9 protein-coding genes are annotated in these 14,799 nt (G+C 61.0%); 3 read left to right on the forward strand and 6 right to left on the reverse strand.

Going from position 1 to position 14,799, the window contains the following annotated elements:
* Window positions 1-19 precede the first annotated feature (19 nt).
* From bcsE to bcsG, 3 genes are read left to right on the forward strand one after another with little or no spacing between them, the layout of a single operon-like run.
* Complete coding sequence (gene bcsE / locus J2Y91_RS07425) at window positions 20-1,567, forward strand: cellulose biosynthesis protein BcsE (RefSeq protein ID WP_133622427.1); 1,548 nt, start codon at window positions 20-22, stop codon at window positions 1,565-1,567.
* Window positions 1,564-1,755 (forward strand): cellulose biosynthesis protein BcsF, encoded by a 192-nt coding sequence (bcsF, locus tag J2Y91_RS07430; protein ID WP_133622426.1) that lies wholly within the window; start codon window positions 1,564-1,566, stop codon window positions 1,753-1,755. The genes bcsE and bcsF overlap by 4 nt, the downstream gene beginning before the upstream one ends.
* Window positions 1,752-3,398, forward strand: coding sequence for a cellulose biosynthesis protein BcsG (gene bcsG, locus J2Y91_RS07435; protein WP_133622425.1), 1,647 nt, complete (start codon window positions 1,752-1,754; stop codon window positions 3,396-3,398). Before bcsF ends, bcsG begins: the two co-directional genes overlap by 4 nt.
* Before the next feature lie 240 nt (window positions 3,399-3,638).
* Here the strand turns inward: bcsG and J2Y91_RS07440 are convergent, their stop codons facing one another.
* The 6 genes from J2Y91_RS07440 to bcsA form a co-directional block, all read right to left on the reverse strand.
* Window positions 3,639-4,325 (reverse strand): NYN domain-containing protein, encoded by a 687-nt coding sequence (locus J2Y91_RS07440; protein WP_133622424.1) that lies wholly within the window; start codon window positions 4,323-4,325, stop codon window positions 3,639-3,641.
* A gap of 295 nt (window positions 4,326-4,620) precedes the next feature.
* Window positions 4,621-5,622: a glycosyl hydrolase family 8 gene (locus tag J2Y91_RS07445; RefSeq protein ID WP_208864902.1), complete on the reverse strand. Its 1,002-nt coding sequence runs from the start codon at window positions 5,620-5,622 to the stop codon at window positions 4,621-4,623.
* 8 nt (window positions 5,623-5,630) lie between these two features.
* On the reverse strand, window positions 5,631-6,095 hold the full coding sequence (bcsD, locus tag J2Y91_RS07450) for a cellulose biosynthesis protein BcsD (protein WP_133622423.1): 465 nt from the start codon (window positions 6,093-6,095) through the stop codon (window positions 5,631-5,633).
* Window positions 6,096-6,097: 2 nt separating this feature from the next.
* Complete coding sequence (locus J2Y91_RS07455) at window positions 6,098-10,141, reverse strand: cellulose biosynthesis protein BcsC (RefSeq protein WP_133624982.1); 4,044 nt, start codon at window positions 10,139-10,141, stop codon at window positions 6,098-6,100.
* On the reverse strand, window positions 10,141-12,651 hold the full coding sequence (bcsB, locus tag J2Y91_RS07460) for a cellulose biosynthesis cyclic di-GMP-binding regulatory protein BcsB (protein ID WP_133622422.1): 2,511 nt from the start codon (window positions 12,649-12,651) through the stop codon (window positions 10,141-10,143). Before bcsB ends, J2Y91_RS07455 begins: the two co-directional genes overlap by 1 nt.
* Window positions 12,648-14,747, reverse strand: a complete 2,100-nt coding sequence (bcsA, locus tag J2Y91_RS07465) for a UDP-forming cellulose synthase catalytic subunit (RefSeq protein ID WP_133622421.1) — start codon at window positions 14,745-14,747, stop codon at window positions 12,648-12,650. Before bcsA ends, bcsB begins: the two co-directional genes overlap by 4 nt.
* Window positions 14,748-14,799: the final 52 nt, after the last annotated feature.

Here is a 14,799-nt window from a genome sequence, read left to right on the forward strand (position 1 = left end):
CCCTGGTGCGAAAAATCTTATGACGATTTCATTTAGCTTAGGGCTGGGTCAGGTCCAAAATGAATTAGTGCTGATGCAACCGCCAGGCTGCTACTGGGTAACGGTAAACCGTCAGGAAGATGCACGCACTCTGGCACGTCAGACTATCGCGACTCAGACGGCCGTGACGCTGATCGCCACCCCTGAGAAACCCCAGTCTCTGCTGGTTCCAGACCCTGCCAGCGGCCCGAACACCATCCCGCTGTTTTCCCTGCCCGCTACTCAGCAAGCCCTGCTTAATTTGGGCGAAGATTTATCGCGCGCTTTAGCCAACAAGCCACGATTCTTGTTATTTTTTACCGCATTTAGCAGCTGGGAAAAAATAACACCTGAAGAATTAAACAGCTGGCTGAAGGGAATGCAAAAGTGGTTAGCCTCGCGACAGTCAACAATGTTGATTATCACTTACGGTTCCGGCGTTAATCACCTGCGAAATGATTTACAAACCCGCTATCGTCATTTAGACGGACTTTCACATCTGGAATGGCAGCAGGATAGCTGGAATTACCGAATTAACTGGTGGTGTAATAAAAGTGGCATGCTGGCCGACCGCGCATTACGCCTTGAATTACAGCAGGATTGCTTCACTCAGATTAGCGATTCGGAGCAAAATAGCCCGTTAACCTTAAATGATGAGCATCTGTACCTGGCCGAAAAAGGGGTGCTGGAGGGCGCGCCGCCGCTCTCCAGCGCCTGGACGCTGTTCGACGATAACGGCCAGCTGGCCAGCCGCGCTCAGCAGGCCAGCGCCGCCACGGTGATCTTTAACCTGCACCACAGTGACCAGATCGCCCAGCTTGCCGCAGACATTCATAACCTGCGGCGCACGCGCGGCAGCGGGCTGAAAATCGTGGTGCGCGAGATGCACACCGCGCTGCGCAACAGCGATGAGCGCCTGCTGCTGGCCTGCGGCGTAAACGCGATTGTGCCGCTAAACGCCGCGATGTCGCGCTTTCTCACCACGCTGGAAGGCTTGCAGGGGCAGCGCTATAACCGCCACGTGCCGGCCGACCTGAGCGTACTGCTGAAATCGATGCAGCCATTGCAGGAGAAAGGCTACCTGCCGCTGGAGCACTTCTGCCGCTCGGTAACGCGCCTGATCGGCAACACCGTGCTGCCGCAGGACGGCAAAGGGCTACTGGTGGCGCTGCGCCCGGTGCCGGAGCTGAACCCGGAGCAGGCGCTGACGCTGTGCAAGCCGCGCCGCTTCGGTGACCTGGTGACGCGCATCGGCGACCGCCTGTACCTGTTCCTCTCCTCGTGCCGCTACAACGACCTGGATACCGCGCTGAAATTTATCTTCCGCCTGCCGCCCGACGAGATCTTCACCAATCGCCTGGTGTGGTTTGAAGATCTGCAGATCCTGTCGGAAGTGCGGCAGATGGCCGGCACCACGCCCGGCGCCTGGCGCGATGCCCCTGCTGTGCAAGCCCCCCCTTCTGCTGCGGAACCGCAGGCCGCACCGCTGCGCCTGGTGCCGGAAGAGGTGACGCTTAACACCCCGGTGGACAAGGGCGATGCGCCATGACGCTGATGGACTGGGTGCAGATTGTCACTCTGCTGCTGCTGATCCTGCTGCTGCTCAAACCGCTATACGGCCGCTGGCTGCCGAAAAAATGGCGCGGGCTGCGGCACCGCGTGCTGCCGCCGCGCGCGTTGAAATATGAAGGCACGTGGCGGCGTAAAACTTCCGGGACGGACAGTAAAAAATCATGACCCTGCGTGACCCTTCTTCTGAGACTTCCCCTGGCCTGTGGCGCAACTGGCGCGGGCTGGGCGGCTGGAACCTCTATTTCCTGCTGAAATTTGCCCTGCTGTGGTTTGGCTACCTCAACTTCCACGCGCTGGCTAATCTGGTGTTTCTGGCGTGGCTGCTGCTGCCCTCGCCGAAGCTGCACCGTCTGCGCCACTGGGTCTCCGTGCCCCTCGGCATCGCGCTGCTGTGGCACGACACCTGGCTGCCGGGGCTTTCCAGCCTGCTCAGCCAGGGCAGCCAGCTGGCGGGCTTCTCCCCGGCTTATCTGCTCGACCTGCTGCAGCGCTTTATCAACTGGCAGATGATCGGCAGCGGCTTCGTGCTGATGGTGCTCTACCTGTTTGTTGCCCAGTGGCTGCGGGTGACGGTGCTGGTGTCACTGGCGCTGGTGTGGCTCAACGTGGTGAACCTGGCCGGGCCTTCCTTCGCCCTGCTGCCGGATAAAGCGGCTGCGCCGGTTGCCGTCGCAAGCAGTACGCCGGGGAATAATACCGTGGCCGCCAGCGGGCTGGATCAGTCCGCTGCCCCCACCAGCGCCAGCCTGACGGCGTACCTGAACAGGTTTTATGAAACAGAGAAGCAGCGCGTCACCGCCTTCCCGGCGGCGCTGCCTGCCGATGCCGCGCCGTTCGATATTCTGGTGATCAACATCTGCTCGCTGGCCTGGTCGGATATTGATTACGCCCGGCTGCGTAATCACCCGCTGTGGAAACATTTCGACCTGCTGCTGGATAACTACAATTCTGCCACCGGCTACAGCGGCCCGGCGGGCATCCGCCTGCTGCGCGCCAGCTGCGGGCAAAGCTCGCACAGCGATCTGTACAAGCCGGTAGATGCCCGCTGCTACCTGTTTGATAACCTGGCGCAGCTCGGCTTTAAGCCGCAGCTGATGCTGGACCATCAGGGGATTTTTGGCGGCTATTTGCAGGAGCTGCGCGAAGAGGGCAATTTACAGGCACCGCTGATGTCGCAGGCCGGTATCTCGCACGAACTGACCTCCTTCGACGGCTCGCCGGTGTTTAACGATGCGCAGCTGATGCAGCGCTGGCTCGACGAACGCCAGAAAAGCGCCGACGCCCGCAGCGCCACCTTCTATAACCTGATCCCGCTGCACGACGGCACGCGCACGCTGGGCAGCAGCAAAACCGCGCCGTGGCAGCCACGGGCCAACACGCTGTTTGACCAGCTGGACGGCTTCCTGACTAACCTCGACAAGTCTGGCCGCCGGGTGATGGTGATTGTGGTGCCGGAGCACGGCGCAGCGCTGGAGGGTGACCGCATGCAGATGTCCGGCCTGCGCGACATCCCAAGCAGCAGCATTACCCACGTGCCGGTCGGGATTAAGTTTGCCGGGATGAAAGCGCCGCACCAGGCGACGCTAAACGTCAGCACCCCCACCAGCCTGCAGGCGATCTCCGAACTGGTCTCCCGCGTGGTCGACGGCCAGGTGTTCAACGCGCCGAACGTGAATATGGCCGCGCTGAGCGATAACCTGCCGCAGACGCCGGTAGTCTCGGAAAATGATAACGCGGTGGTGGTGATGTATCAGGGCAAGCCGTGGATTAGGTTGAACGGCGGCGACTGGGTGGCGTATCCGCAGTGATCGGCGTGGGGTTTGTCGGGGTGGGTTCAGGGCCGACCGCAAAAGAAGGTCGGCCCCTACCCAGGCAGGTAGCCCTACCCGGGGTGAGACGGTATTCAGTACCGGCGAGGCATATAGCACCAAACGGGATTTGCGTAGGGGTCGGGCATGCCCGACCCGGGGTGAGCACGGAGCTCAGTACGGGCGAGGCATGCCTTCGCCCCCCAGGTTTAGCCTGATGCCACGTCTTTAACTATCGTGCTACCAATAATCAGGCTTATCGGCTGGTTTTTTTCTTGTCGGTACGCGAGGAGGAAATTGATGGGCTATCAGCTCATCAATTTTTACATGCCGCCTTATCCAGTCACTGTGGTTTTTTAGAGAGCCAGGAACTCCACGATCTATACCTTCCCTGTGCGGCAGAATAATACCAACAGTAACCGCTGGGAAATCTTCTCTGATCGCTTTCAGTGCGGGTGTCATATCAGTATCCGCTGAGACAAGGACGATCTGTTCAGTGCATTGTGCGACATTCTTATTTCTCTGGCATGCGAGAAGTCGGTACATGCTTATGGCAATATTTACATCCGTTTCTTTCTCCTCAAGATCCCACACATCTACCTTATCGGTTCGGGATGCCTGAACTCCTTCTATATAGCGTGGAGCTTTACCGCGATTAAGTCTGTGCCTGCCCAGGTTGACTATCACACCCTGCGCTTTCAGGGCACGGATATAAACATCTTGTGCCTCGGCTGACTGCTTCCCCCTGCTTGCAAGAGGGGGCAAAACGGGAGAGGTAAAGTAATTCACCTGCTGGGTTACAGAGGCTGGATTTTGTATCTTGCAGATATGAGCCAGCAGAGCGGGCAAATCTAGCCACTTGTAGGGTGTTCCGGCCAGCATACCGTAGAAGAGGTTGTATCCATCAACAAAAAAGGAGGTGCGCATTTTTTCTTATCCTTAAGAAACGAAAAAACCGGCGCGATGGCCGGTTCCTTCACCCCAACGGCCAGTGAACTTAATCGCTGCGTTCAGGGTTGAGTGGAATTTATTCTACTCAAATATGGACCACAGTCAATGACAGTACATCATCGTCTTCGAAGATCTAACCATGCGGGCGAGGCATGCCGTGGCCCCTACAATAACCAGGTAACCTGAATCGTAGGGGTCGGGCATGCCCGACTCGGGTGAGCACGGGGCTCAGTACGGGCGAGGCAAGCCTTCGCCCCTACGAAAACCCGATCTACCGGTCTTTCAGCGCCAGCCAGGTGAGCAGGTGCAGGCTGGAGGAGTAGTAATCTTCGCTGCTGTTAAGCTGGTCGTTGAGATAGCCGGTATCATCCAGCGTCAAATCACGCACTGCCAGCAGGCCGCCGGCCATATTGTACGGCGCTTTTTCGTTGCTCATCACATCAATCCACGCCGGGGTTTGCAGGCGCTGGAAGCTCATCCAGAAATGCTGGAACGGCACCAGCTGCAGCGACTGCGGATCGTACCAGTGCAGATAGAGCGGAATGCGGATGGCATCGTAGCTGAAGCGCGGCGGCCAGGCGGTGGCCGGAGCCATGCTGCCGTCGGCGTTCAGCGCCACCCAGTCGAGCGGCAGGCCGCTGTCGCCGAAGCGCATCTCGGACAGCAGCTGCTGCCCGTCGCTGATGAGTTTGTTCCACACTTGCAGATGACTGCGCGCGGCAAAATCACGCCACGCCGGGAAGATAAAGTAGGACGGATTGAGGATCACATAGCTGGTCTTGTTAAAGCCCTGCGCCCCAGGCAGCATAATGGTGCGCCCGGCATAGACGATCACATTGCGTTTGATAATCTCTTTTTGCAGGCGGTCGGAGGCCTGTAAGTAGCCGTTATCGCCCCACTTATTGCCCGCCTTCAGCAGCGCCCAGGCGATCAGCACATCGCCATCGGAGGCGTTGTTGCGGTCGCTGACCGGGTCGCTGGCGTCGGGGATGTACTTCCAGTAGAACAGGCCGTTAGCCGGGTTGCTGAGGTTATTCTGCGTCCAGCGCCACAGGCTGTCGAAGCCGCTGCGGTCGTTGTACCAGACGGCCATCAGCATCGCGAAGCCCTGGCCCTCGGTGTGGCTGACGTTTTTGTTACCGGTGTCCTGAATGCGGCCATCGGCGGTCATAAAACGGGTTTTAAAGGTGCTCCAGCCGTCCGCTGCACCGGCCTGGGATACGCCCAGCGCCAGTGCCAGCAGCAGCACGCTGGCCCTGAATATGGCAATCATAGTCATCCTCATGCCTGATAGCGGAAGCGCAGCGAGCTGTCGCCCGTCTCTTCCACACTCAGCGATACGCTATCGCTGCCACCCTGCCCGCGCAGCCAGCGGGCATACAGCCCCACCAGCACCGCGCCGAGCGCCAGGCGCCACTGGCGATCGCTCATCACGCCGTCGCCCGGCGGCAGCGCCAGATGATCGATAACGATCGCGCTGTCGCTCGGTTGCAGATCGACAAAGCCCCAGTTGAACTGTGCCAGTACGCGGTTGATCTGCCTTTCCAGGTCCGCCACGGTTGCCACCTCGCCCAGCGGGTAGCGGCTGGCAAGGTTGTCACCCATCTGGCGCAGAAACGCCTGGCTCTCCTGCTCGCCCGCATTGTTCAACATGCCGTTAATCATCACGCTCAGCAGATCAAACCAGCCGGGCTGATACTGCTGCTGACGATAATATTGCAGGGTACGATCCTGTAACTGACTCATGCTTATTTGCCCCCCAGCATGTAGCGGAAGTAGAGTTGCGCGGTACTTTCGTTGTAGTCACCGAAGGTATCGTAGCCCACCTGGCCGCCGATGGTGACATCCTTGTTGATCTTGTAATCCGCACCCGCGTGCAGGTTGTACCCGATGCCGCTCTTGCTGCCGCCGCTGAAGTACGCTTCTTTGGCGTAGCCGGCGGTGACCGCATCTTCCAGCAGGGACTGATAGTCCGGGTTGTTCGGGAAGTAGGCGCTCTTATCCTGGGTATAAGACTGGTAACCGGCCGAGCCGCCCACTTTTACACTCAGGTCATCATAGGTCTGCGAGAAGTCCACCGGGAACGACACGCTGATGTAGTTCTGCGGGCTGAAGTAGCCGCCCTGACCATAGGTGAAGTTGCTGAGGTTCTTCGAGAAGTCCATCCAGCTGATATTGATACCGGTTTTCAGCTCGCGGTCACTGTAGTGGAACGGACGCACGTAGGCTCCCGCACTCCCCATCAGCGCGCTGTTGCTGGCAACGTTTTCGCCGATATAGCTGTAGCCGCCCCCGCCGAAGTAGAAGCCCGCATCGCCGTCGTCGTAGCTTAACAGCGCGTTACCGCCGTTTTTGGTCACCTGGCCCCAGCTCTTGCCGGAGTAGCTGTCTTTCACGCCCACGTAGGAGAGCAGGCTGTCGGTGACGGCGCGGCGCTCCCCGGTGAGGATCAGCGTCAGGTAATCCGTCAGCTTCGGCGCCCACTTCACGCCCCCCACCATGGTGCTGAGATCCTGCCCCAGCGGGGTGCTGCCGAGGTCGATTTTGTAGCTGTCACCACTTAATGCCAGGTTCAGCTCAACACCGTTGGCGGTCTGCGAATCGGACGCGCTGTCGCTGGCGGTATCAACGTTAACCTTACGCGAGGAGGCCGCAAGGTATTTCGCCAGCGTGCTGTTGTTATTCAACGTTTGCAGATTGCTCTGGCCGCCGTTGGTGAACGGGTTGTAGTCCGCGCTGTCGATGCCGCTGAGGTTGGTCAGCGCGGCGCCGACGCCCGGGTTAGCGGCATCAAACACGGTTTTTTCCGCGGCGGTTAAGCCGCTGTAGTAAGCCTGCTCGTTCTTGATGTTCTGGATCAGGTTGCTGGTCGCCACGCTGGCCGCGCCGGTGCCGAGACGGCGGAAGGCGTCGCCGCTGGCGCTGCCCGCGCTGAGCGTCATTGGCGTCACGGTGAAGTCAAAGCGCGCATCGCCAAGCGGTGAGCTTGACCAGGTGAGCGGCGCTTTGGCTTCGGTCAGCTTGCTCAGGCCATTTTCGCCATCGCGACCGCGGATCTGGATCCCGCCCTGCACCCAGGTGCCGGTATCCTTTTGCAGTTCGTCCATCATGGTGTCGATCTGGTGCAGCGTCTGGCTCTGCTGGGTGGCGACCTGCGTGCCGCCGCCCACCACGCTAACGCCGTCGATATCACGGTAGTCGCGCGCATCCGGCGACTGCTGCCACGGCATGGTATTGCCATACACCGATGGCGATTTACGTACCGACAGCGTGGTGCGGTTGATAAACGGGTTGTCGGCCAGCGTCAGGCCACCAATGCCCGCGCTGCTGCCCACCGTGCTGCCGTCGAGGCCAATCATCTTGCCCTTGGCGGTGCGCAGGTAGCTTAGCGCCTGGTTGTGGTCGCCTTCTGCTTCCGCGACGCGCGCCAGTAACAGCAGGCGTTGCGGGGAAGGTTCGCCCTGCAGACCGCTGGCGAGCGCACGCGCTTTTGGCACGTCGTTCAGCGCCAGCGCGCTGTTGATCGCCCCTTCGCGCGCATCCTGGGTCGGCGTGTCGCGCGTCATCAGGTAGTCGTAGACCACCGCCGCTTCTTTGTTCATTTTTCCGGACTGATAGAGGCGCGCCATGGCGAACATCAGGTCGCTATTCTGCGGGTCTTTCTGCAATGCGCCGATCAGCTTGTCGTAGGCCGCCGCATACTGCTTACGCTCACGCAGGTCGTCGACTTCGTTGATCAGGCCGCCGTTGCGGATCCCCGCCAGCTGGGTGCTGGTGCTGCGCGCCTGCAGTTCCGGGTTGCTGAGGAAGGTTTGCGCCTCGGCATTCAGTCCGGCCTGGTTAAGCACCGCTACCTGGGCGGCGTAGTCGCCCGCGTTGCCCTGCACGCCGCGCTGCATATTGTTACGCACCACGGCTACCGCGCTGGTCATATCACCCGCCTGCGCCAGCCCTTTCGCCAGGTTACCGGCATCGGCCGGGTTCGCTGGCGGATTAACCGCCAGCGCCTTCAGGGTATTCGCCGCGGCGGCATTGGCACCCTGCGCCAGATACTGCTGGGCCACCGACATCTGCTGATTGAAATTAACGCGCTGGGCGAGGGTGCGCATCTCCGCATTCTGGCTGCGTGGCGGAATGCGCGACAGCAGGCTCTGCGCCTGCGCCCAGGCCCCGCTTTCGCTGGCAAACAGCGCCGCAGCGTAGACTTCGTTGCTGCTGGCGCCGTTGCGGAAGGCGGGCTGCATCACGCCAGCGGCCGCCGCGCTATCGCCCTGCTGCTGGTAGATACGCGCCAGGTCGAGGCGCAGCCAGCCATCGTTCGGGAAGCGCTGCATGCCCTGATGCAGAATGCTGATGGCGCGCTGCGGATTGCCCGCCGCCAGCGCCTGTTTGGCATCACGACGCACGGGATCGCTGGTCGCCACCGGGCGCGGCGTCACCGCTTCGCGCACGCTGGCTGGCAGGGAGGCCAACAGCGTATTGGCTTCGGCGGTGTTGCCCTTCTGGCGCAGCACGTAGAACAGCCCCTCTTTCGCCGGGCGGTTATTGGCGTCGCTCGCCAGCACGTCGCGGTAGGTCTGTTCAGCCTGATCGAGCTGGTTATTGCGGCGCAGCACGTCGGCACGGAACAGCTTCGCCGCCACGCCTTTCTCGCCTGCGGCCTGGGTTAGCGGCGCGCTGAGGCTCAGCGCCTGAGCGCTGTCACCGGATTTCAGTGCCTGCTGGGCAGACGCCAGCTGGCCGTAAAAGCGCGCATCGGCGGCCTGCTGCTGGCGCTGCTGGCTGTCGCTGCCGCCCAGCTTAGCGGCGCGGTCGAGGTAGTCCGCCGCTTTCGCGTAGTCGCCGCTGCGCTGCGCTACATAACCGAGCCCGGCCAGCGCATCCGCATCTTCCGGGTTGGTTTGCAGCACCTGGTCGAAGGCGCTCTGCGCACCGGAGACATCACCGCTGTTGAGGGCGGTAAAGCCCTGGCCTTTCGCGGCACCGCCCACGTTCTTACGGTAATAGTCCAGCACCGTTTTATCCTGCGGATGGCGCTGCTGGTAGTTCTGATACAGCGGCGCATCCCCCGGCTGTGGACCGAGCCACAGCAGCCCCTGGCGCAGGGAGCGGTCAGCATCGGCGTTACCGTCGGCCAGGCTCTCCAGGGTTTGTAGCCCTTCGCGGCGCGTCGACTCCTGATACGTCAGCGCTTTGCCGAGCGCCAGCTTCGCGCCGGTATCCTGCGGATGCTGTGCCGCGAACTGGCGCAGGTTATCCACCGCCTGCGGCAGCAGCGCGCGGTCGCCAGCCATGGTCAGGTAGTATTCTGCCGCCACGCTGGCCGGCGGCTCATTACCGCTAAAGGTGTTGCGCCAGGTTTGCAGCGCGGCGGCGGTGTTGCCGCTGCGCGCCTGCTGGCGGGCCAGCGACAGCTGCGCGGCCGGAATGGTTTGCAGCTGGCGCGCGTTATCCAGCTCCACCAGGCGCGCGTCCTGCGGGGAGACCTGGCTTAAACGCGCGCGCCATTTGGCGGCAGCGGCGCCGTCGCCGCTCTGCTGCGACCACAGCGCCATCAGGTACAGCGCCTGGGTGTTATTGCCGTCAACCATCAGCACTTTGTTCAGCGCATCACGCGCCAGCTCGTCATGGGCTTTCTGGTGCCAGTAGTTGGCCTGGTCAAACAGCGCCTGAATCGCCGGGTTGCTCTCCGCCGCCATCAGCGGGCCGGCGAGCATCGACAGGGCAAAGCCGCCGGCGATCGCCCAGCGCTGGCGAATTCTGGCGGTAATCGGGGTGAGCCTGGTTTTCATCATTCTTTCTTCTCGCCAGAGGAACGGGGATCGCTTTTCGGGTGCAGACGACGCCATGAGTGGCGCTTCAGCAGCACATACACGCTCAGGCCAACCACGGTGGAACAGAACAGCGCCAGCAGGGCCAGCAGCACCGCATGCTGATTGGCATACCACACCACCATCCTGTACCACGGCATCTGCCCGCTCGGGAACATCGCGCCGACGCGGAAGCTGCGGATACCGTTCTCATCGGTGATGATGGCGGTATCGCCGCGGATCCCCGCGTTAATCCGTGCCGAGGTCATGTCGCCGTGCAGGCGCGACAGCTGGTTATCGTCAGTGGCGACGGTCATCACCACCAGGCGACTGCTGTTCCACGGCGAGCGATAGCTGACAAAACCGCGCCAGTCTTCGTTGGAGGAGAAGTAACGGTCGGCGTCCAGCGTCTGACGATACCAGTCGCCGGTCAGCCAGCCGCGCAGGTTATCCAGCGTGTTTGGCACTTTGACGCCGAGCGTGCGGTTGTTCACCTTATAAGGGGAAGCCGCCAGCATCTCGCGGTTAAAATGGGTTTGCGCCAGGGTGGAGACCGACAGCACGTCGCTGTTTTCCAGACGCCCGCGCAGCGAACCGCTGGCCGGAATACCAAACATCACGCTGTTATGGCTCAGCGCCACGCCGGTGGCATTACCCGAGCGGCCAGCCATATCCAGCAGGGTGCTGATCTCCGCATTGCTCGGCTGCTCTGGCAGCATTAGCACGGTCTGCGAGTAGTCGGCCAGGCGCGAGAACGGGAACGAGGCGCCGACGAAGTAAGAGAGGTTCGGCAGCAGCGTAAAGTGACGGGTATGGCTCAGATCGATAAACGAATCATCCTCAATCCGGCTCTTGATGTTGTTGTTGGTCAGCACGCTGCACGGCGCGCTGGCCTTCGGCTTGATGTTGAAATAGAGCTGCATCTGGTTGTCGCCGTAAATCAGGTACGGGTCCAGCTTCAGCGTGTATTTCTCCTGGCGCGCATCGCCGCCCAGACGGTGCCAGATGTTCTCCAGCAGGCCGACTTTATTGACGGTCAGGTTGCGCAGGAAGGTGCCGTTCAGCGTCACGTTGAGCAGCGAGTTATCTTCATCAATCCAGCTTTCCGACGGGAAGCGATAGTTGAGCTGCACCGGAATTGTGTCGCCGTCCCACAGGAACAGGTCCGGCGCGGCGCGGAAATTGACGCGCAGCGCATCATGCCAGATGCCGGTGGTGGTCAGGCTCTGGTCTTTGCGCAGCAGCTCGCTCAGGCGCACCGGGCGATCGGTGTTGATCCAGCGCGGCGCGTCGTATGGCTTGCTTAATGGCATAGTCTGGTTGGCGACGTTCAGCGCAGCGTCGTCGAGGTTGAGCGGCTGCAGCAGGCGCCAGCTGGCCTGACGCAGCTGGTCGTCATCTTTCCCGACCACCAGCAGCAGCTTGTACACCGGATTATCCGGGTTGTCGACGATCTGCACAGACGGGCCTGCGCTATCCGGTAAGGTCAGGCTGCCAATCTTCTCGCCGGGATGGCCGAACACCACGCCGTTTTTCTCCGGCAGCTGGCCGCGCAGCACCGGGAAGCTGATGCCGCGATAGTCGGCCTGAATCCCCATCCAGGAAGCGAGGATCGCCGCCGCGCTAACTTCACCCGGGGAAACGTTGTCGCCGAACACCATCGCCACTGTCGCCGGGCTCATGCGCAGCGGGTCGATAAACGGACGCGGGAAGTTGCGCAGGCTGGTACCGATATTCAGCTGCTGGCCTTCCAGCGCCAGCGAGGTTTTCGGCAGAATGGTGACCTGATACTGCTGGGCGCTGTCGCGCTCGCACAGCAGCCGATCGGCATCGTTAATTTTAAAGCTCAGGTTGTTGCTGGAGACCACCATCGCCGCCGGAATATCCAGCTGGTAATCTTCGCTGGCACGATCGGAAGCGCTAAGCGGCAGCGTACCCAGCGGCTGGCCGTTTAGCATCAGCTGCAGGGAAGTATTGCGCGCCGCCAGCGCCTGCGACACTTTCAGCGACAGGTTAAGACGGGCGTTGGTGACCACCTCATCCGTTGGCAGGGTGAAGACAATACCGGACTGCAGCTGACCGCCTGTCAGGGTGATACCCTGCTTCTGCCCCATCTGCGCCACGCTGACGGTGCTGGTCAGCGGCTGATTGAGCACCGCAACCGCAGCGGGAGGGGTTTCATCGCTTATGGCAGGCAGCGGCGGTAAACCGGCAGGCATCGCGCTGGTGCCCGGCGGCAGTGCCGCTTCATCACCGGCCGGTAAGTTCTCTTCGGCCGCAGCCGCAGGCCGATCGTTCTCCACCGCCGGGGCGGTCATGGTCGACATCTCCGGGCTGGTGCTCTGCGCTGGGGTTGCCGCGCCGACGTCCGCCGGCGGCGGGATATCGGACAGCGCGCTGCTGTCCTGCGTCACGCTGGTCGGGTCGGCCTGCACGCTGCTCAGGGTCAGCATGCTACTCAGGCAGAGTGCTCGCAGTAATAATGGCTTCATACTGCGCTATCCTCTTCCACGTGCGCCTGCTGTTTCTTTCTGGCGCGGCTGTCTTTCCAGCTCAGCCAGAACAGTTCAAATACGGTACGGATGATATTCAGCAGCGAGCGCAGCGGATTATCTTTCGGGCCTTCCGGCTGGATCCACGCATCGGCGCGCGCCAGCACCACGCGCACCAGTTCACGGCGGCGCGACAGCGGCATTTCGTGGAACTGCAGGCGGATAACGCCATCTTCTGCGCCAATGATCTGCACCGGAATGGAGATGGTGCCGGACTCCAGCATCACGTCAATCGCTTCGATTTCATCATTTTCATGGCGCTGGTCCGGGGCGCTTATCTGCGCGCCGCCCATCGACAGGTTGATGGTGCTGCTGCGCGACGAAATGCCGCTGGCGTAGTGGATCACCACCGGCAGGTGGACATCGATACGGATGGTTTTACGCACCTGCTTAGTTTCACGCGCCACGGCAATGGCCGCCATCAGGATGATCAGGCTGAAGGTCGCCCAGCCGACGTTGAGCGCAATCACGTACGGGTCAACGCCAAAATAGTTATGGCCGACGGCGCGAACCACGCCGCTCACCACGCCAATCAGCAGCAGCAGGGCGCAGATCACGTGCGGGCGCACGATGTTAAAGTCGAAGAAGCCGACATCCAGCAGGCCGCCCTTATCCGTCACGTTGAACTTGCCGTGCTTGGGCGAAATCATCGTCAGGAGGGTCGGGATCACCAGGTGGAACGCCATCACCGTTTCGTAAATCTCGCCCCAGAAGGTGGCGCGGAAGCGGCCATTCATCCGCGAGTTGACGTACAGCGACATCACCAGGTGCGGCAGCACGTAGGCGAAGATCAGGCTGGCGGACGAGTGAATGATATTCAGGTTAAACAGCAGGTAGGCCAGCGGCGCGGTCAGGAAGATGACGCGCGGCAGGCCGAACTGGAAGTGCAGCATGGCGTTGAGGTAGCACAGGCGCTGCTGCCACTTCAGACCGCGGCCAAACAGCGGATTATCCACGCGGAAGATCTGCGTCATACCGCGCGCCCAACGGGTACGCTGTACGATATGCAGACCCAGGCGTTCGGTCGCGAGGCCCGCCGCCAGCGGGATCGCCAGGAAGGCTGAGCCCCAGCCGAGGCGCTGCATCTTCAGCGCGGTGTGCGCATCTTCGGTCACGGTTTCCACCGCGAAGCCGCCAATCTCTTCCAGCGCTGAGCGACGGATCACGGCACAGGAGCCGCAGAAAAAGGTGGCGTTCCAGTTGTCGTTACCCTGCTGGACCGGGCCGTAGAACAGTGCGCCCTCGTTCGGGATTTCTCGCGCCGCTTTCAGGTTGCGCTCGAACGGGTCCGGCGAGTAGAAGTAGTGCGGGGTCTGCAACAGCGCCAGCTTCTTATCCTTCAGGAAGGCACCAACGGTGGCCTGCAGGAAGGTGCGGGTGGCGACGTGGTCGCAGTCAAATACGCAGATCAGCTCACCCTTGGTGATTTTCATCGCGTGGTTGAGGTTACCGGCTTTGGCGTGGCGGTTGTCATCACGGGTGATATAGCCGACGCCAACGTCTGCGGCGAAGCGGGCGAATTCGCTGCGCTTGCCATCGTCCAGCAGGTAGATCTTGATCTTGTCGCGCGGGTAGTCGATGCACTGCGCGGCCAGAACGGTGTCGCGCACCACGTCGAGGCTTTCGTTGTAGCTCGGTACGTAGACATCGACGGTCGGCCACAGGCTGACATCGTCCGGCAGCGGCTCAATGGTTCGCTTAAGCGGCCATGAAGTTTGCAGGTAGCCGAGGATTAAAATAAGCCAGACATAGAGCTCGGCAATAAATAAGCCGATGCCGAGGATCGCTTCCACCTCGGAATTAAAATGCAGCGTTTCGGTTGCGCGCCAAAAAATATAACGCGTCGACATCATTGCCGAGAGAACCACCATCACCAGCGAGACTTTTTTGCTCTTGCTAAAGCCCAATAAAAACACGATAGCAATAGAGATTAAGCCAAAGATATATTGCTTCTGGCTGTCCATTGGGGTGATAACGATGACCGCAGCGATGGGGAATAATATCAGCAGCAGCAGATAGAACAGGACTTTGTTCATAAGTCATCCTGAATACGTATAGTTATAATCGTGGCGCTGGCGCCACGCGTCT

Origin of the sequence: Erwinia aphidicola (genome assembly GCF_024169515.1) — a bacterium.
GTDB lineage: Bacteria > Pseudomonadota > Gammaproteobacteria > Enterobacterales > Enterobacteriaceae > Erwinia > Erwinia aphidicola.